Annotated in this window: 14 protein-coding genes; 7 read left to right on the top strand and 7 right to left on the bottom strand. The window is 73.3% G+C overall.

Annotated elements, in window-relative coordinates; genetic code table 11:
• From BMX74_RS26260 to BMX74_RS26240, 5 genes are all read left to right on the top strand, one after another.
• A partial coding sequence (locus BMX74_RS26260) for a carbohydrate ABC transporter permease (RefSeq protein WP_218154060.1) occupies positions 1-995 on the top strand: 995 nt, incomplete at its 5' end.
• A 14-nt stretch (positions 996-1,009) separates the two neighbouring features.
• Entirely contained in the window at positions 1,010-1,876 is an 867-nt protein-coding gene (locus BMX74_RS26255; RefSeq protein ID WP_201784478.1) for a carbohydrate ABC transporter permease, read from the top strand.
• On the top strand, positions 1,873-2,847 hold the full coding sequence (locus tag BMX74_RS26250) for a Gfo/Idh/MocA family protein (RefSeq protein WP_091103399.1): 975 nt from the start codon (positions 1,873-1,875) through the stop codon (positions 2,845-2,847). Before BMX74_RS26255 ends, BMX74_RS26250 begins: the two co-directional genes overlap by 4 nt.
• Positions 2,838-3,593: a transglutaminase domain-containing protein gene (locus BMX74_RS26245; RefSeq protein WP_091103397.1), complete on the top strand. Its 756-nt coding sequence runs from the start codon at positions 2,838-2,840 to the stop codon at positions 3,591-3,593. The genes BMX74_RS26250 and BMX74_RS26245 overlap by 10 nt, the downstream gene beginning before the upstream one ends.
• Before the next feature lie 58 nt (positions 3,594-3,651).
• Positions 3,652-5,520, top strand: a complete 1,869-nt coding sequence (locus BMX74_RS26240) for a right-handed parallel beta-helix repeat-containing protein (RefSeq protein ID WP_055502234.1) — start codon at positions 3,652-3,654, stop codon at positions 5,518-5,520.
• A 15-nt stretch (positions 5,521-5,535) separates the two neighbouring features.
• Here the strand turns inward: BMX74_RS26240 and BMX74_RS26235 are convergent, their stop codons facing one another.
• Genes BMX74_RS26235 through BMX74_RS26225 form a run of 3 tightly spaced genes read right to left on the bottom strand, consistent with a single transcriptional unit; the run spans position 5,536 to position 9,039 of the window.
• The gene (locus BMX74_RS26235; protein ID WP_091103396.1) at positions 5,536-6,369 is read right to left on the bottom strand and encodes an amidohydrolase family protein; all 834 of its coding nucleotides are present in this window, start codon (positions 6,367-6,369) and stop codon (positions 5,536-5,538) included.
• On the bottom strand, positions 6,366-7,118 hold the full coding sequence (locus BMX74_RS26230; RefSeq protein ID WP_256257267.1) for an amidohydrolase family protein: 753 nt from the start codon (positions 7,116-7,118) through the stop codon (positions 6,366-6,368). The genes BMX74_RS26235 and BMX74_RS26230 overlap by 4 nt, the downstream gene beginning before the upstream one ends.
• A 16-nt stretch (positions 7,119-7,134) precedes the next feature.
• A complete protein-coding gene (locus tag BMX74_RS26225; RefSeq protein WP_091103394.1) occupies positions 7,135-9,039 on the bottom strand; it encodes a right-handed parallel beta-helix repeat-containing protein in 1,905 nt (634 codons plus the stop codon).
• Positions 9,040-9,221: 182 nt separating this feature from the next.
• On the opposite strand from BMX74_RS26225, the gene BMX74_RS26220 reads away from it, so the two are divergent.
• On the top strand, positions 9,222-11,579 hold the full coding sequence (locus BMX74_RS26220; protein WP_143078769.1) for a hypothetical protein: 2,358 nt from the start codon (positions 9,222-9,224) through the stop codon (positions 11,577-11,579).
• Here the strand turns inward: BMX74_RS26220 and BMX74_RS26215 are convergent.
• The gene (locus BMX74_RS26215) at positions 11,576-13,423 is read right to left on the bottom strand and encodes a PQQ-binding-like beta-propeller repeat protein (protein ID WP_091103391.1); all 1,848 of its coding nucleotides are present in this window, start codon (positions 13,421-13,423) and stop codon (positions 11,576-11,578) included. The two genes, BMX74_RS26220 and BMX74_RS26215, sit on opposite strands and share 4 nt — an antisense overlap.
• A gap of 306 nt (positions 13,424-13,729) precedes the next feature.
• On the opposite strand from BMX74_RS26215, the gene BMX74_RS26210 reads away from it, so the two are divergent.
• Positions 13,730-16,141 carry a PQQ-dependent sugar dehydrogenase gene (locus tag BMX74_RS26210; RefSeq protein WP_091103390.1) on the top strand — a complete coding sequence of 804 codons (2,412 nt, stop codon included), beginning with the start codon at positions 13,730-13,732 and terminating at the stop codon, positions 16,139-16,141.
• Positions 16,142-16,208: 67 nt separating this feature from the next.
• On the opposite strand, the gene BMX74_RS26205 is transcribed toward BMX74_RS26210, so the two are convergent.
• The 3 genes from BMX74_RS26205 to BMX74_RS26195 all read right to left on the bottom strand — a co-directional run bounded on the left by BMX74_RS26205 (position 16,209) and on the right by BMX74_RS26195 (position 18,975).
• Positions 16,209-16,955: an amino acid ABC transporter ATP-binding protein gene (locus BMX74_RS26205; RefSeq protein ID WP_055503887.1), complete on the bottom strand. Its 747-nt coding sequence runs from the start codon at positions 16,953-16,955 to the stop codon at positions 16,209-16,211.
• Positions 16,956-17,095: 140 nt separating this feature from the next.
• The gene (locus tag BMX74_RS26200; protein WP_236714624.1) at positions 17,096-18,004 is read right to left on the bottom strand and encodes an amino acid ABC transporter permease; all 909 of its coding nucleotides are present in this window, start codon (positions 18,002-18,004) and stop codon (positions 17,096-17,098) included.
• A 2-nt stretch (positions 18,005-18,006) separates the two neighbouring features.
• Positions 18,007-18,975, bottom strand: coding sequence for an ABC transporter substrate-binding protein (locus BMX74_RS26195; RefSeq protein WP_091103388.1), 969 nt, complete (start codon positions 18,973-18,975; stop codon positions 18,007-18,009).
• Positions 18,976-18,982 lie beyond the last annotated feature (7 nt).

The raw sequence follows: 18,982 nt of genomic DNA, 5'->3' as shown, positions 1-18,982 counted from the left end.
CCGGCCCGGACCCCCTGAAGAAAGGCGTCAGCGTGACCACCATGCCCGCAGTCGCTTCCCCCGTGCCGGAGACCGCCTCCCGCCGCAGCCGGCGCCTGCGCCTGTCGCCGCTGGAGCGGTCACGCCGGCGGCTGTTCGTCCCGTTCGTGTACCCGGCGCTGGTCGTCTACGCCGCCGTCATGGTGGCGCCGACGGTGTTCACGCTGTGGATCAGCCTCAACCACTGGGCCGGCGCGGGCCCCATGCAGTGGGCGGGGCTGTCCAACTACACCCGGATGTTCAAGGACCCCGTCTTCCGCACCTCGTTCGTCAACACCTTCTGGATCGTGTTCGGCGTCGGCATCGGCGTGTTCGCGATCGCGTTCCTGCTGACCATGCTCATGCACGACATGGTGGGCAGGCGGCTGGCCAGGGCGGTCGTGTTCTTCCCCTCGCTGGTGCCGGGCATCGCCATCTCGATCCTGTGGGGCTTCCTGTTCAACTACCCGGACGGGCTCGTCGACACCGTGCTGGTGAAGCTGGGCGTCGAGCATCCACCCGCCTGGCTGGCGCAGGACAACGCCTTCAAGACCATCCTCGTCGGCATGATGTGGCTGACCACCGGCACGTACACCGTCATCTTCATGGCGGCCGTGGACCGGATCCCGCGCGAGCTGTACGAGGCCGCCGAGCTGGAGGGGGCGGGGCCGGTCGCCCGGTTCCGCTACGTCACCTTCCCGCTGATGCGTGACATCGTCAGCGTCTGCTCGGTGCTGTGGTGCGTCGGCGCGCTGAAGACCTTCGAGTTCCTGCTCACCTTCTCCGCGCAGGACGGCGCGCTGCCGTCGCCCAAGCTGTGGAACTTCGCCATGTACTCCTACGGCGAGGCGTTCAACCCCGACGGCGTCCCCGACTACGGCATCAGCTCCGCGTGCGGCGTCATCGTCCTCGTCCTCACCGGCGGGCTCGCCGTGCTGTCGCGGCGCATCCTGCGCAAGGACTCCATCACCTACTAGCCGGCGAGGTGTCCGTGACCCCAACCGTGATCTCCCCCTCCGCGCGCCGGCGCCCCTCGGGCAGGGGCTGGCTGCACTGGTCGCTGGTGCCGTTCGCCTGGTTCCTGGTGGCGGCCGACATCCTGGTCATCCTCTGGATGATGCTCTCGTCGCTGAAGTCCACCAGGGAGATGGTCCTCGCCCCGTGGTCCTGGCCCAGCGAGTTCCTCTGGAGCAACTACCTGGAGGCCTGGGTGGCCGGCGAGTTCGGCGCCGGCGTGCTCAACTCGCTCGTCCTCATCTTCGCCTCGGGCGTGGGCTGCATCCTGCTGACCGCCCCGGCCGCGTACGCGCTGTCGCGGTTCCGGTCCCGGCTGGCCGGGGCGCACACCGTCTTCTTCGTCATCGGCCTCGGCATCCCCGCGCAGACCATCTTCATCCCGCTGTACGTGGCCTTCGACCGGGCCGGGCTGGTCGACTCGATCGGCGGGCTCACGCTCATCTACATCGGCACCGGGGTGCCGTACGCGCTGTTCCTGCTCACCGCGTTCTTCCGGTCGCTGCCGAACGAGCTGGAGGAGGCGGCCGCGATCGACGGGGCCGGGCCCGGGTACACGTTCTGGCGCATCATGTTCCCGCTGGCCAGGTCGGGCCTGATCACCATCTTCATCCTGCAGGCCATCGGGCACTGGGGCGAGACGTTCTTCGCCCTGGTCCTGCTGCGCCGCCAGACCACGCTGTCGCTGTCGCTCTACAACTTCGCGATCAACATGCAGTACAACGGCAACCAGTACAACGTGCTGTTCGCCGGCCTGATCATCCTCATCCTGCCGCTGCTGATCCTGTACGTCGTCCTCGGCAGGCGCATCATCGAGGGCATCGCCGCGGGGTACAGCAAATGACCGGCCCGCTGCGGTTCGGCGTGATCGGCTGCGGCTCGTACGGAGGCGTGCACGCCGAGACGATCGCCTCGCTCGGCCCGGCGGCGCGGCTGGTGGCCGTGGCCGACGCGGCGCCGGGACGGGCCGCCGCCGTGGCCGCCCGGCTGGGCTGCGCGGCCGAGCCCGACCTGAAGGCGCTGTGCGCGCGGCCCGACGTCGACGCCGTCACCGTGTGCGTCCCGCACGGCAGGCACGCGGAGACCGCGGTCGCCGCGCTGGAGGCCGGCAAGCACGTCCTCGTGGACAAGCCGCTGGAGATCGGCCTGGAGGCCGCCGACCGGATCGTCGCGGCCGAGCGGCGGACCGGCCGGGTGGTCGGCGTGATGAGCCAGCGCCGCTTCGAACCGGCCGCCCGGGCCGCCCACGCCCGGGTGGCGGGCGGCGGGCTCGGCCGGCTGACCGGCGGCGCCGCGCACACCGTGACCTGGCGGGACCAGGACTACTACGACGCCACCCCGTGGCGGGGCAGCGCCGCGGTGGAGGGCGGCGGCGCGCTGATCACGCTCGGCGTGCACACGCTGGACCTGCTGCTGTGGCTGCTCGGCCGGCCGGTAGAGGTGCAGGCGCAGGCGGGCTGCCTGGCGCACGAGCGGATCGAGGTGGAGGACACCCTGGTCGGCGGCATCCGCTTCGCGTCGGGCGCGATCGCCGGGGTCAGCGCGACCACCGCCGCCTTCCCCGGTCTGCCGCCCCGCGTCGCCGTCCACGGCGACCGCGGCACCGTCGAGATCCCCGCCGACCCGGACGAGCGGGCCGCGGTCAGAGCGCAGTACCTCGACTTCGCCGCCGCCGTGCGGGACGGCCGCCCGCCGCTCGTCGGCACGGCGGCGGGCCGCCTGGTGCTGGCCACCATCCTCGCCCTGTACGAGTCCGCCCGCACCGGGCGCGCGGTGCCGGTGCCCGGCACGCCGGGGGAGGACGCGTGGACCTGAGCGCGTACCGGGGCCGTGGCTTCCCCGGCGACATCGACCACGCCATCGCCACCACCCCCGTGGCCGGGCTCGACCTGGTCCAGGCCCGCGGCCAGCTGCGGCTGGCCCGCGAGACCGAGCCGCTGCTGTACGCCTTCCCGCCGCCGCCCCTGCGGTACGAGCCCGGCGCCAGGCCGGCGCTGGAACGCGTCGTGGCGGGACTCCCGGCGGGGGGCGGGCGCGCGTTCGCGCGGGCCGCCAACCGCTGGGTGCACGAGCACGTCACCCACCCCCACCACCTGCCCGAACGCACCCCGCCTGACCGCGCCCTCATCGAGGAGGAGATCATCGGCTCGGGCGCCGGCTGGTGCAACGAGCAGGCCCGCGTGCTGGTCGCGCTGGCCGCCGTGCGGGGCGTCACCGGGCGGCTCTGCTTCGCGGTGCACGCGAACCTGCGCTGCGGGCACACCGCCGCCGAACTGTTCGTCGACGGCGGGTGGGCGTTCTTCGACCCCACCTTCGCCGTGTCCGTCGAGCTCGCCGACGGCCGTCTCGCCGAGGCGCGCGAGCTGGCCGGGGCCGCCCGCGCGGCGGCCGACCGCGCCTACCGGGAGCCGCTCGCCGCCTACTACGGCCGGTGCCGGCCGCACGTCGAGGAGTTCCCCGGCTGGCGCGCCGCCGACCGCCCGGCCGTGGACGAAGGCGGCCTGCTCTACACCCATCTCGGGTTCACCGACTACCTGGTCACCGGCGCGCGCGCCTCCTGACCGGGCACCCCCCATCCACCTCTTGGCGACTGGAGTCACCATGGCAGGAGACGGCAGCATGCACCGCCGGAGCTTCCTGAGCTTGTCCGCGGCCACCGCGGGCGCCACCGCGCTCGGCGCGGCCGTTCCGCAGCCCGCCGCGGCGGCCGCGATCGGCGACCGAAGGCCGTACCGGCGGCCGAAGGACGCGATCGTCGCGTCCCGCTGCGGCGGCTGGAACCCGACCGACACCACGACCACCCTGCAGACGGCGATCAACAAGGCGCTGGACCAGACGCACCAGAGCCCCACCACGCTGTTCGTCGACCGGCAGGACGGCGACTGGGTGACCGGGCCGCTCGTGATCGGCTTCGACCCCGACCACCTCAAGGGCCCGCACCCGCTGACCATCGTGTTCGAGCCGGGAACCGTCGTACGGGCCAAGGCCGGCGTGTTCGACGGGAACCCGCTCATCTTCGACACCATAGACGTCTGCCTCATCACCATCGCCGGCCCGGCGACCGGCGAGCTGGTCTCCGGCATCACCATCATCGGGTACGGCGCGACGCTGGCCATGAACAAGACCGAGTACAACGCGGGGGAGTGGCGGCACACGCTGAGCGTCCTCAGCGGCGACAAGATCACGGTGGAGGGCCTGACCCTGCGGGACTCCGGCGGCGACGGCATCTACCTGGGCGTGCGCTACGACCGGCCGCGACGCGAGTCGATCGGCCAGACCTACTGCAGCGACATCACGCTGCGCAACGTGCGCTGCGACAACCACCGCCGCAACGGCATGACCGTCATCTCGGTGGACGGGCTGCGGGTCGAGTCGTGCGAGTTCACCGGCACGTTCGGCACGCCGCCGATGGCGGGCATCTGCTTCGAGCCCGACCCGGCGCGGACCACCTCCAGGCCGTTCAAGCTGCTGCCGCACAGCAGGCTGAAGAACATCGTCGTCAAGGACACCGCGATCCGCGACAACGTGGGCTACGCGGTGACCATCAACGCGCTGTGCCTCGGCGGCGCGCCGCCCGAGTGCGCGCCCCTGACCATCAGCTTCGACAACGTGCTGTTCGGCGCGACCACCGCCGCCGACCTCGGCACCTTCATCTGCTCGGTGTGGGGCGACAACGGCGACCCGACCCCGCGGGAGGAGGGCGGCATCGGCACCGGGCCGATGATGCCGGGCGAGGTGTCGGTGACGGACTCGCTGATCGACTCCCGGCTGTTCGCGGCGGCGATCCGCACCCAGGCGATGCCCGCGGGGACCGACTTCCACCTGACCTTCACCCGCACCGCGATCTGGAACGACGCCTACTCCCGCGCCGGCAAGTACCAGCCGATCGCGCTGGTGGCGGTCGCCGGGCCGGACGTGGCCAAGAAGTTCGGCGGCGTGACCTGGACCGACTGCGTGATCAACACCAACCAGCGCAACCCGCTCATCGCGGGCTACCCGTACGTGAACGACAGCCAGTCGGCGTGCACCGGGCTGGCCGGGAACCTCACCGCCTACCTGCCCGCCCCGACCGGGTCGCCGACGCTGAACGTCCCGGCCGCGGGGAACACCCTGACGATCGAGCAGTTCCAGGCGCCGAACGTGAAGGACTCCGTCACCCCCATGCCGCAGGTGTCGGTGAGCGCGTCGGCCGACGCCGTACGGCGCGGCGACACGGTGACGTTCACCTTCACCCGCGGCGGCGGCGACACGAGCAGGACCATGGCGGTCGCCTACTCGACCACCGGCACCGCCGAGGAACGCTACGACTACGACGGCCTGTCCGGCATGGCGATCTTCAAGCCGGGCGAGGCCACGACCACCGTCACGCTGCGGACGCGCCGGCCCGACCTCGGCAACGACACCCGTACGGTGATCCTGGAGATCCTGCACAGCGACGCCTACAAGTTCGACGCCCAGACCCGCACCGCGACGGTCGCGGTGCGGTGACCGGGCGCCTGGCCACTACGCCGCGCGCGGCGCAGTGGCCAGGACGCGGCGCATCGTGCCGCCGAGGACGGCGCGCCGGTCCGCCTCGGAGAGCCGGGCGAAGATCACCCGGCCGAGCGACATGCGCAGGTCGATGAACGGCACGTCCGAGCCGAACACCACCTGCCCGGAGCCGACCTCGCCGACCATCCGGCTGATCTCGTCGCCGTGCATGAACGAGCCGCACAGCTCCAGCACCACGTTCGGGTGCCGCCGGGCCACCTCGATCGCGTCGTCGAACCCGGCGCGGAACAGGCCGGAGTGCCCGGCGAGGATCGTCACCTCCGGGTACCGGCCGGCCACCTCGCCCACCATCGCAGGATCGTCGTACGGCAGGCCGGAGGTGGTGTGCGTGAGCACCGGGCAGCGCCGCTCCGCGGCGTACTCCCACACCGGGCGGTAGCGGGGGCCGGTCAGGCGGTACTCGTGCAGGCTCGGGTGCAGCTTGATCCCGGCGAAGCGCGGGTCGCCCGCCCACCGCGACAGCTCGGCCACCGGGTCCTGCCACGGGTTGACCACCAGGTAGCCGGCCAACCGGTCGGGGAAGGCGGCCACGGCCGCCGCCGTGGCGTCGTTGCCGGCCGCCGCGTCGCACTGGATGGCCAGGTGGCTGGACAGCAGCGTACGGGCCACGCCGCAGCGGTCCATCACCCGGACCAGGTCGGCCGCGCCGTGGTCAGGGATGAAGAACAGGCTGTAGGGGCCGAGGTGCGCGTGCGCGTCCACGAACTCGGGCGGCGGGGTCCGCCTGTCCAGTACGTCAAGGGCGGGCGAGCCGGGGGAGGGCCACGCGGGGGTCTGTGCGCTCATGTCAGTCCGTCCAGGTCGGTCAGGGTGGCCAGGGTGCCGGTGCCGATCGCGGCGACCGCCTCGTCGGGGAGCTCCGACCACAGCAGCCGGGTCACCGACTCGGCCGGGTCGCGCTCCGGCATGCCGGTGCCGAACACCAGCCGGCCCGGCCCGAACCGCTCCGCCAGCCACTCCAGCCCCCGGTGGGAGGACAGGTCGGCGGTGCCGACGTAGACGTTGCCGGTCCTCTCCAGCACCCCTGCGACGCGGCGCAGCACCCGGTAGCCCGCGCGGCCCACCACCACCGGCAGCGACGGGTGCCGCCGCGCCAGCGCCTCCACCTCCGGCCAGCCGGCCTGCGGGGCGTCGAGCAGCAGGGGCAGCCCGGCCTCGGCCAGCGCGGCGAACATCGGCGCGGCGTCCGGCCCGGCCAGCTCGTACCCGTGGTCGGCCGGGTACGCCCGCACGGCCCGCACGCGGTGCTCGCGCGCGGACCGGGCGAACTCCTCGGGGCCGCCGGTCTCGCCCGTGCCCGGAGGCAGCAGCGTCCAGCACGCCGCCAGGCGCGGCCGGCCGGCCACCAGGCGGCTGACCAGCGCGTTGCCGGTCGCCGGATCGTGCAGCCTGGACCAGGAGTGCCCGACGAGCGCGGCGGCGACGCCGACCCGGTCCATCCGTTCCAGCAGGGCGGTCACGCCGCCGTCGCCGACGTCGGCGCGCGGGTTGCGCCCGAGCGTCGCGTCGGCGTCGACGAGCAGGGGTGGCGGCACAGGCACTCCTTCTTCCCTAGGTGATGGAGACCGACGCGGACCTGGCGTTCGCGTCGACGACGTACGCGTCGCTCCTGCCGATCAGCAGGGTGGCCACCCTCGCGCCGGTGCCGGCGTCGGGCCTGCGGGTCCGCAGGGTGACCTTGGCGGTGGCCGCCCCCGGCGCGAAGACGACGACGCCCGGCAGGCCGTCGTAGTCGTAACGCTGGGTGGCGGTGCCGGACATCGAGTAGACCACCGCCATGGTCCTGCTGACGTCCGTGCTGGAACGGGTGAAGGTCAGCTCGGCCGTGCCGCCGTGCGCCACCGTGGCGGTCGCGGGCGACACCGACACGGTGGTCGCGGGCGTCGGGCTGTCCTTCGCGCCGGGGTCGGTCAGCTCGTGGACGGTCAGCGTGACGTCCGGGTTCGCGCCCAGTGACATGGCGGCGGCGTCGTTGGGCGACGTCACGTACGCGGTGATGCCGCCGGTGAGGTTGGCGCAGGTGGTGCCGGACACCGGCGGCGCCACGAGGAGCGGGTTGGCCTGGTTGCTGTGGATCACGCAGTCGGTCCAGCCGATGTTGCCGAAACGGGTGGCGGTGCCGGCCGACGGGTTGTTGGCCAGCAGGGTGATCGGGGCCCACCTGCTGACCGCGTTCCCCAGCACCACCTGGTTGGCCCGCGCCCCCTTCAGGTTCCACAGCGCGGTGCGGGTGAAGGCGAGGTGGATGCCGCCGGTGGCGGTCATGCCCTCGGTGAGCAGCCCGGTGCAGAACAGCCGGGCGTCCAGCAGGCAGTCCTCCACGGTGACGGTGCCGGGGATGGGGGCGCCGCTCGCGTTGCTGCCGCCGTTGTCGCCCGAGCCCGCCACGACGAGCGTGGCGATCTGCGAGGTCGTCGGCCCGAGGCGGCAGTTCTTGAGCCGGATGTCCAGCGGGGCGCACTCGGGCGGGGCGCCGGCCAGGCAGGTGGCGTTGACGTTGACGCCGTACCCGGCGTTGTCGAGGAAGCTGCAGTCGGTGATCGTGATGCCCTTCAGCCGTCCGTACGGCCGCCACGACTTGGGCGGGTCGGGCTCGAAGTCGATCCCGGCCATGAACGGCGTGCCGATCGCGCCGGAGAACGAGCAGCCGGTCACGGTCAGCCCCTCCACGGCCGCCACGCTCATGCCGTTGCGCCGGTTGTCGTCGCAGCGCACGTTGACGACCCAGATGTCGGAGCAGTACGGCTTGGCGTAATCGACGGCGTTGAGCTGCTGGCCCAGGTAGATGCCGTCGCCGCCGGCGCCGCGCAGGGTCAGGCCCTCGATCCTGATCCTGGCGCAGCTGAGGATGTTGACGAGGTGCCGCCACTCGCCGGCGTTGAACTCGTCGCGGTCCATCGTCAGGGTGGCGCCGTAGCCGTACAGGGTGACGTCGGAGACGCCCTTGCCGTTGTCGGGGCCGCTGTTGGGGCCCATCAGGCTGAGCAGGCTGGCGTCGTTGTCGGCGCCGTCGAAGGCGCCGGCCTTGCCGCGTACCGTCACGCCGGGGGCGAAGACGATGGTCAGCGGGGCGGCGCCCTTCAGGTAGGGGGCGGCGGTGCCGATGCTGAGCGGCCCGGTGACCCAGTCGGACGCCTGCCGGTCGATCACGAGGGTGACGCGGGTGGTCTGGGTGGTGGTGGCGGCCAGCGCCGCCTGTAAGGCGGCCTTGAGGCAGGAGGTCGCGTCGTCCGGGTCGAACCCGAAGCTGGAGGCGATGATCGCTCCGGCGGGCGGCGTGTAGGGCGGGAAGCCGCCGGGTCCGGGCGGCGGCGGCTCGGCGGCGGCCGGGCGCGGGCCCAGGGCGGCGGTGGCCACGCTGCCGGCCACGGTGGCGGCCACGGTGGCGGTGGACAGCTGCAGGAATCCGCGGCGCCGGAGGCGCGGCGGCGGGTCGGCGGGCATCGAGCTGGACATCCTGAGGACTCCCTTCCTCGTCGGACAGCGGTGACGTACCTCCGTCGGCCGGACACGGGCCGGCCCGAATACCCCCGAGCGTGCGGATCGCGGTATTGCAACGATTTAAGAGTTCCGCTGATCACGATAACGGCCCGGACCTAAATTGGGAAGGGCCGATGACTGACGAGAGGGATGACGCGATGCCCGATCTGCTCCCGTTACTCGACCGGATGACCCTGACCGGCCCCACCGCCCCGGCGGCCGGCCTGCTGACCACCTCGCTGCCGTGGCCGCGCGCCGGGGTGACGCCGCTCGCCCTGGGCGGCCGGCCGACCGGGGCCGAGCCGATCGGCCGCTGGCCCGGCACCGGCTTCCCGCGCCGGCTGCTCCTCGCCGCCGACGCCGGCCCCGGCGGCGCCCCCGCCCGGCTCGGCCTGACCAGGTCCGCCGTCGCGTACGGGAACCTGCCGAGGCCGCGGGCCGCCATGGAGGTCTTCGAACGCGGCGACGAGCCCGGATACCTGTGGGAGCGCGGCCTGCTGCGGCTGCGGCACGGCCACCGGACGGTGGCGCTGGCGATGGGCCTGCGCACCGGCGGTGCCGTGCACTGGTGGGAGGGCTGCCGCCTGGTGGTGCACGCCGACTCGGCGGAGGGGTTGGTCGTCGAGATGGGCGGGGCGGTGCCGTACCACGTGGTGTCCGCGGCGGCCCACGCCCGGCTCGGCACGTACGCCAACCCCTACCTGCACCGGCACAACTGGCTGACGGCGAGCCTGTTCGTCCGCGCCCACCGCAACGGCGTCTGCGAGGTGGTGGCGCGGCACGTCAACGGCCGGTTCGTGGACGACGGGCGGGAGCTGGCCGACGTGGTGCCCGTGCTGGGCGTCCTCGCCGAGGACGGGACGGCGGCGCCGCCGCCCGGCCCGTGGGACGGCGGCGCGGGCCTGGTGCGGCTCGGCGGCGTGGAGTTCGACCTGACGGAGGTGTCCAGGCTGTCCACCCCGGAGCGTCCGGGCGACCTGTCGGAGGTGTCCCTGCCGTCCAGCAGCGAGCGGCCCGGCGGCCCGACGGAGGCGGCGCTGTCGTCCGGTCCCGAGCCGCCCGGCGGCCTGACGCAGGCGGGCCGGTGGCTCGTGCTCGCCCCCTACGCCGGGGTGGAGATCCTGGGCGGGCTGCACCCGCAGGAGGTCACCGGGCAGCCCTACCTGTTCCGGGCCGAGGACCGGGTCTTCCCGCGCGGCATGGCCCGCAGCCTGCGCTTCTCGCTCAGCCTCTCCGACCGCCCCCCGGCCGTGGCGCGCTACCTGGCCCCCGACTGGTGGTACGGCCTGTGCGAGGAGCTGTCCGGCGGGCCCGTGCTGCCGGTCGCGCCAGGACGGGCCGCCCGCATGGCCGCCCGCTGGCTGGCGGAGCACACCGTCTCCGGCGGGTTCGAGGACGGCACGGTGCCCCGCAACGACAAGCAGGGCTTCGACGTGGGCGGCGGACGGCGCCGCCACGAGCCGGGCTGGGAAGGCGAGGTGCCGTACGCCGCGTTCCTCGCGGCCTGGCGCACCGGCGACGTCGCCGCGCACGCGCGGGCGCTGCGCACGGCGTACGCGGTCACCGACATCGCCGTGGACCACGCCGCCCACCTGATGCGCATGCACGGGCACCCGCCCGGCGCGCTGTCGCTGCCCATGACCCGGATGCTCGGCACCGTCGCGGCCTACCTGGAGACGGGCGACCCGTACCTGCTGCGCACCGCCAGGGCCGTCGTGGACACCGCGCACGCGACCCACCTGGCCTCCTGGCCCCGGCTCACGGTCGGCAGGGACGCCTGCTACCTGCGCGGCGCCGCCATGCTCCACCGCTACCTCGGCGACGACCACTACAGGGAGCTGTGCCTGGAGGGCGCGCGGACGGTCGTGGCCAGCCAGCGGCCCAACGGCAGCTTCGGCGACCAGGGCGGCGGCGTCGGGCTGCACGGCTGGAACGCCTACATCACCAAGCCCTGGATGGGGCTGCTGGCGCTCGGCGGCGTCCTCGACTACCTGGACCTGTTCCCGGGCACCGAGCCGCTGCACGCGGCGGTGCTGCGGTTCGGCGACTGGCTGCTGGCGGAGCGGCAGCGGCACGGCGACCAGGAGGGCTGGGCCTACCAGCACGACTACGCCGGCGAGCGGGAGCACAAGGACGTGGCGACCGGGCGCGTCGTGCGCCTGCCCACCGGGCTGCCGCTGTGGCACCACGACACGCTGGCGCGGCTGCTCGGCTACTGCACGATGACCACGGGCGACCCCGAGTACGTCGAGGCGTGGCTGCGCAGCCACACCGGGTTCTGGGACGCGGCGGAGGCCGGCGACTGGCCGACCTACACCACCGACCACGTGGTGGCCGCGACGCTGCAGTTCGTGCCGTGGCTGTACGACAGGCTGTGGAACGTGCGCTGGGACGGCGCCGAGGCCCGCCCCGCGCCGCACCCGGCGGGGGCGGCGACCCGGGCCGCCGCCACGGCGCCCGCCACGGCGCCCACCACGGCGTCCACGCCGCACGGCGACCTGCCGCTGACGCCCTAGGGCAGCACGCCGTCCAGGACGACCAGCTCGCCAGGGGTGACCAGGCAGACGCCGCCGCCCTGGACGGCCACCCGGTACACGCCCGGCTCCGTGCCGAGGACGCGGAGCCGGCGCGGCCCGGCCAGGTCCCACAGCTCCACCCGGTCCTCCACGCGCACCACGTACAGCCCGGGACGGCCGGTGGGCAGCAGGCCCTCCGGCGTGATCACGTCCGGGAGCGGCAGGAAGCGTCCCGGGGCGGCCAGAGCGGCCGGGTCGGCGCGGAACCACCGGTACCCGCCCGGCAGCCCCGCGATCCCGCACAGCCAGCCGGTGGCGTCCAGCCGGCCGTGCACCGTGACGTGGTCGGCGCCGTGCGGCATCGCCACCGACTCCCTGACCGCGAGGCCGGGCGCGTCCAGCAGGACCAGCCGGCAGGGGGCCGCCGACGGGTCGCGCGACGACATGTCCGCGTGCCTGGCGGTGCCCGCCAGGATCGCCGCCGTGCCCGGGACGCGGTGCATGCTCTGCACCGACTGCTCGGGCAACGGGTCGTCGACGTGCCCCGACCGGCCGGTGCGCACGTCGTGCCAGGCCAGGACGCAGCCCAGCCGGCCGTACCGGTGGGTGGCGGAGTAGACGAGCGTGGAGCCGTACCGGGTGCTCGCGACCGGGCGCATGGCGCCGGGCGGGGCCGCCACGACCCGGGGGTTGCCGGGGAAGCCGGCCGGCAGGGAGGGGTCGTACTCCGTCAGCTCGCCCCCCGCGTACGCCGCCAGGTAGACCTTCCCGCCGACGTGCCACGTCCTGGTGATCTGGCCGCCGCCGGGCGCCGCCCGCCCCATGTCCGTGCCGCGCCCGCTGACGAGGTCGGCCGTCCAGAAGCGCTGGCTGATGAACGGGGTGCCGAGCACCGTCGTGTCGTCGAGCCGCACCAGGCAGTCCACCGTGCCCACGGCGTCGGTGTCCAGGGTGGTGCGCAGCTCGTGGCGTCCGGTGGCGGCGTCGAAGCGGTGGAACTCGCCGTACCGGGTGACGGCCACGAGGCGCCGGCCGTCGGCGGTCAGGGCGAGCGTGAAGTGGTCGGCGTCGGGGACGCGGCACAGGGCGCGCGCGGCGCCCCCGCCGAGGTCCCAGCGCACCACCTCGGCGTGGTCCGCTCCCGCGCGGGCGCCGTAGACGAGGCCGCCGTGCCCGGCGAACCAGCGCACGCCGTCCGTGCCCGCCGGCGGGTCGCCCTCCAGCGCCGCCGGGCCGCGCTCGCTCAGCAGCCGCCAGCGCTCGGCGGCCCCCTCGGGGGCGGGCCCGCCCCGGTGCAGCCGCTCGCCGGCGGGGTCCCAGCGCAGCAGCTCGGTCTCCGGCGTCTCCACGGCCAGCCGCACGCCGCCGTCCTCCGGGAAGCTCGCCCTGAGGTAGTGCTGCGGGGTGACGTCGCGGTACACGCGCACGGTCCTGCGGGTACGGGTGTCGAAGCTGACCGCGTCGGTGGTGCGCCCGGTGAACGCGACCACGAGCAGCTTCCCGCTCTCCTCGTCCAGGGCCATGCCCTGGAACACCAGGCCGGGGTCGGCCCCGGTGGGGAACGCCTCCCACCGTCCGGTGGACAGGGTGAGGCGGACGACGCGCGACAGGTCGCCGCACAGCCACAGCGTGTCGGGGCCGGAGGCCGCCGCGCTGTAGAAGCCGGCGTGCGGCGGCGGGAACCGGTACGTCCGGGCGGAGCCGTCGGCCCGGACCAGCACGCCGGTGCTGCCGGAGGTGGCGTTCCACGAGGACGTCCAGAAACGGTCTGGACCGATGCGTAACAGCGGGGTGTTGACGAACGGATCCCGCGTCTTGGGCACGGGCACCCTGAGGGAGGACATGTCGTGCTCGCTCGCCTTTCTGGGCACCGGTTCCGGAGCCCGGCGCCGGTGAGTATCACCCGCCGCGGGCGGCGATGGCAAGACCTGCCGGGTCGCGGGGACGCCCTGGACGGTACAGCAGTGCCAGTTTACGGTCTTGACCGTTATCGGGCCATCACGTCCGATGCCCGGATCTCATCCGGGTATCGGGACACTTCGTTAGGAAAGTTTCCTAAAAAGTGTTGACGATCGCCGGTCAGGTGTGGGAACACGATGGAAGGCTCCACTTCCTTACTCGTGGCATCACTCCGAGCCAGGAGCGCCCGCATGAACGTGAGCAAACCCCTGTCATCCGCCCTCGCCTGCCTCCTCGTCCTCGGCGCGGTCGCCGTGCCGGCCGCCGCCGCACCCACCCGGTACGAGGCCGAGAACGCCACGATCTCCCAGGGGGTCGTGGCGTCCGACCACGCCGGCTACTCCGGCGCCGGCTTCGTCAACGGCGACAACGTCGCAGGCTCCTTCACCGAGTGGACCGTCAACGCGCCCGCCGCCGGCACGGCCACGCTGTCCTTCCGCTACGCCAACGGCGCCACCGCCGACCGGCCGAGCGACATCGCGGTCAACGGCGCGACCGTCGCCGCCGCCCGCTCCTTCCCCTCCACCGGCGCCTGGACCACCTGGACCACCGTCACGCTGACCGCGCCGCTCGTCGCGGGCGCCAACAAGGTCAGGGCCACGGCGACCGAAGCGGGCGGCAACCCGAACTGGGACTACCTCGACGCCGAGGTGCGGTCCTCCTCCTTCACCGACTACCAGGCGGAGTCGGCGACGATCTCCCAGGGCGTCGTCGCGTCCAACCACGCCGGCTTCACCGGCTCCGGCTTCGTCGACTACGACAACGTCGCGGGCTCGTCCGTCGAGTTCGCCGTCAGCGCGGCGGCCGCCGGGACGCAGAGCCTGACGTTCCGGTTCGCGAACGGCACCACCGCCGACCGGCCCATGACCATCACCGTCAACGGCTCCACCGTGGCCGCCGGCCGGTCGTTCCCCGGCACGGGCGCGTGGACCACCTGGCAGGAGATCACGGTGAACGCCCAGCTCAGAGCGGGCGGCAACACCGTCAGGGCGACGGCCGCCACCGCGAACGGCGGCCCGAACCTCGACCGGCTGCGGGTGACCGGCCCGGGCGACACCGAGAAGCCCACGCCGCCGGGGCAGCCGGCGTGCTCGGACATCGCGCACGACGCCCTGACCCTGGACTGGCCGCCGTCCACCGACGACGTCGCCGTCGCCGCCTACGACGTCTACCACCTGGGCCAGCAGATCGCGACGGCGACCGCGCCGCCGTACCGGCTGACCGGGCTCGACCCCGACTTCGCCTACCGGCTGTCCGTCTTCGCGCGGGACGCCTCGGGCAACGTGTCGCTCAGCAGCCCCGAGGTGACCTGCCGCACGCTGCCCGTGCCCGCCGACGACCCGCCGTCGCCTCCCGGCCGGCCCACGGTCAGCGGCGTGGGCGCCACCTCCGCCACGGTGACCTGGGCCGCCTCGACCGACGACGGCGGCGTGCGCGCCTACCTGGTACGCGACCACGCCAACGGCGCCGTGCTCGCCACCGTCACCGGGAGCCCGCCCGCCACGACGGCGTCCGTGCCGCTGGAGTGCGCGCGCACGTACCAGCTGCACGTGGTGGCCAGGGACACGGCCGGCCAGCTCTCGCAGCCGGGCCCGCCGTCCGCGTCGTTCACCACCGGGAACTGCGGCAGCGTGCCGCAGCCGCCCACCACGGTGGCCGGAGGCTGGGACGTGCCGTGGGACATCTCCTGGGCGCCCGACGGCTCGTACGCGCTGGTGACCGAGCGCGACACCTTCAAGGTGTTCAAGGTCACGCCGTCCGGCGCGAAGACGCAGGTCGGGACGGTGCCCGACGTGCAGACCACCGGCGGCGAGGGCGGCCTCATGGGCCTCGACTTCTCGCCCACCTGGAACGGCACGACCGACAAGGACGTGTTCTTCATGCACACCGCCTCCGAGGGCAACCGGGTCGCCAGGATGGCCTTCGACGGCGCCACGCTCAGCGGCTACGCCACCCTGCTCCAGGGCATCGACAAGAACCGCTACCACAACGGCGGGCGCATCAGGTTCGGCCCCGACGGCTACCTGTACGTCGCCACCGGCGACGCCCAGCAGTCCGGCAACGCGCCCGACCTCGACTCGCTCAACGGCAAGATCCTGCGCATCACCAGGACCGGCGCCGCCGCTCCCGGCAACCCGTTCGGCACCCGCGTCTACAGCTACGGCCACCGCAACCCGCAGGGCCTCGCCTGGGACTCGGCCGGACGGCTGTGGTCCTCCGAGCTCGGCAACTCCTCACGCGACGAGCTCAACCTCATCCAGCCGGGCAGGAACTACGGCTGGCCCACCTGCGAGGGCGCCTGCGGCGTCTCCGGCATGACCGACCCCAAGTACACGTGGGGCGTGGCGGAGGCGTCGCCGAGCGGCATCGCCATCGTCGGCAGCACCCTGTTCATGGCGGCCCTGCGCGGGAAGCGCCTCTGGCGCGTCGTGCTGAACGGCGAGAACGTCTCGACGGTCAACTCGTCCTTCAACGGCACGTACGGCAGGCTCCGCGCGGTCGAGAAGGTGCCGGGGGCGAACGCGATCTGGTTCGGCTCCACCAACTCCGACGCCAACGGCGACGGCTCCGCCGACGTCATCCGGCGCTCCGCCATCCAGTGAGCGGACGCGGCCACACGTACGGGCCTTACCCGGTCGCCGGGTAAGGCCCGCCGGAGTCCGCCTCTTCTTACGCGGGGGTCTTGCCGGCGCGGACGCTGGACAGGAAGGCCCTGGTCCGCTCGTGGCGCGGGTCGGCCAGCAGTTCGGCGGGCCGGCCGTGCTCGACCACGACGCCGTCGGCGAAGAACGCCAGCCAGTCGCCGACCTCGCCGGCGAAGCCGATCTCGTGGGTCACCACGACCATCGTCATCCCGTCGGCGGCCAGCCCCCTCATGACCTCCAGCACCTCGTCCACCAGCTCGGGGTCCAGCGCGGACGTCGGCTCGTCGAACAGCATCAGCGCGGGGTTCATGGCGAGCGCCCTGGCGATGGCGACGCGCTGCTGCTGGCCTCCGGACAGCTGGTGGGGCCGCTTGTGCGCGTGGGCGGCCAGGCCCACCCGCTCCAGCTGCTCCATCGCCTGCTCGCGCGCCTTCGCGGGCGCCAGCCCGAGCACGTGGACGGGCCCGCAGGCGACGTTGTCCAGCGCGCTCTGGTGGGCGAACAGGTTGAAGCGCTGGAACACCATGCCGATGTTCCTGCGGAACGCGGCGAAGTGCTTCGGCGTCCAGGGGTGGTACCTGCCGTCGCGCAGGGTGTGGCCCACCTCCTCGCCGAGGACGCGCAGGCTGCCGCCGAGCACCGGCTCCAGCCCGTTCAGGCACCGGAGGAAGGTGGACTTGCCCGAGCCGGACGGCCCGATGACGCAGCTCACCTCGCCGGGGGCGACGGTGAAGTCGACGCCGTTCAGCACCTGGACGCCGCCGTAGCCCATCCGCACGTCGCGGGCCAGCACGACCGGCTCGCCAGGAGCGGCGCCCGGCCCCCGGGTGTCCGGCCGCGGGTCCGTCCGCGTGCCAGGCCGCGTGTCCTGCCGCCTGTCCTGCCGCCTTTCCGGGCCGGCTTCCCGCGCGTTCACGCGGCCGCCTTCGGCAGGAGCCGGGCCGACAGGCCGCCGCTGCGCACGAGCCGTACGGCCTCGGAGCCGAACCGGCGCTCCAGCCTGCCCTGCAGGAACGTCGCCACGGCGGTCATGAGCATGTACCACAGGCTGGCCACGATGAGCAGCTCCATGATCAGGTTGTTCGTCTTGTAGATCTGGCTGGCGTTCGTCATGAGGTCGTGCCCGGCGACCACGTACACGAGCGAGGTGGTCTTGAGCATGGAGATGAACTCGTTGCCGGTCGGCGGGATGATGATGCGCAGCGCCTGCGGCAGCACGATCACCCGCATCCGCTTGGCCGGCGTCATGCCGAGCGCGTACGCCGCCTCGGTCTGGCCGCGGTCCACCGCCTGGATCCCGGCGCGCACGGTCTCGGCGAAGTACGCGGCGAGGTTCAGCCCCAGCCCGAGCATGGCGGAGGTGAAGCCGGTCATCACCTGGTTGGTGTCCCACTTCAGGCCGATCGCGGTGAACGGGATCTTCAGCACCAGTTCGGGGAAGAGGAACGCCAGGTTGTACCAGAAGATGAGCTGCACCAGCACCGGGGTGCCGCGGAAGAACCAGATGTAGAGCGTGGCCAGGCCGCTGAGCACCGGGTTCTGCGACAGCCGCAGCACCGCGATGGCCACGCCCAGCACCAGCCCGAGCGCCGTGGCCAGCACGGAGATCTCGATGGTGACCCAGACGCCGTCGAGGATGCGGGGGTCGAACAGGTAGCCGGCGACCTGGTCCCAGTGCAGGTTCGGGTTGTCGACGACCAGGTAGGCCAGCCAGCCGGCGACGAGCAGCGCGATCGCCCCGGCGAGCCACCGGCCCCAGCGGGCGGCCCGCGCCACGGGCACCGAGGTGCCCGTGGCGCCGGGGATGGGTTCGGTGCGCACCGTCACTGACCGCCGTTGACCACGGCCGACTGGACGGCCAGCTTGTCCAGGTTCCACGCCTTGAGCAGCTTGCCGTACTCGCCGCTCTGGATCAGGGCGTCGAGCGCGCCCTTGACGGAGTCGATGAGCTCCTTGTTGTCCGGCTTCATGCCGATGCCCCAGGGGCTCTCGGTGCCCTCCAGCGCGATGGCCTCGACCGCGAGCTTGGGGTCGGCCGCCTTGTACGCCGCGACGACGTAGTCGGTGATGGACGCCTGGGCGCGCCCGTTGCTCACCTGGAGCAGCGCCTCCTGGTCGCCGGGGAACTTGAGGATGTCCACGCCCTTCTTGCCGGCCTTGGTGCAGTCGGCGGCGTAGCCTTCGAGCGCCGCCAGCGAGGAGCCGTTGTCGACGACGGAGACGGTCTTGCCGCACAGGTCGGCGGGCCCGGCGATGCCGGCGGGGTTGCCGGACTTGACGAGGATGCCGGCGCCGGCGCGCACGTAGTCGACGAAGGTGACCTGGCCCTGCCGCTCCTTGTTGTCGGTCATGGAGGAGATGACGAAGTCGTAGCGGCCGGTCAGGACGCCGGGGATCTGGGAGTTGAACTCCTCGTCGGTGATGGTGACCTTCACGCCGAGCTTCCTGGCGATGGCCCTGGCCAGGGCGGGGTCGAGGCCGATCGCGGTCTTGCCGTCGGAGGCGTACAGCTCCATCGGGGGGTAGCCGATGGAGGAGACGACCTTCAGCCCCTCCGTCTTCACCTTGGCGGGCACCTTGGCGGCGAGGGCGGCGTCGGGGGTGATGGCGTTGATGACGTCGGCGGCCTTCTCCTCGGTGGGAGCCTGGTCGAGGGCGGCCGTGTCAGGGGCGGCGGCGGGGGCCGTCGCGGCGGCCTGGGAGGAGCCGGAGTCGAGGCTCTGCGCGCCGCACGCCGTGGCGGCGGCCAGCAGCGCGCCGGCGGCGAGCGTGGTGAGGATACGCGTCTTCATGGGGGGT

The sequence above is a fragment of the Nonomuraea pusilla genome (genome assembly GCF_900109355.1).
GTDB classification, from domain to species: Bacteria; Actinomycetota; Actinomycetes; order Streptosporangiales; family Streptosporangiaceae; genus Nonomuraea; species Nonomuraea pusilla.
Note: the sequence above shows the minus strand (reverse complement) of the source record. Positions and strands in the feature narration are given on the sequence as shown.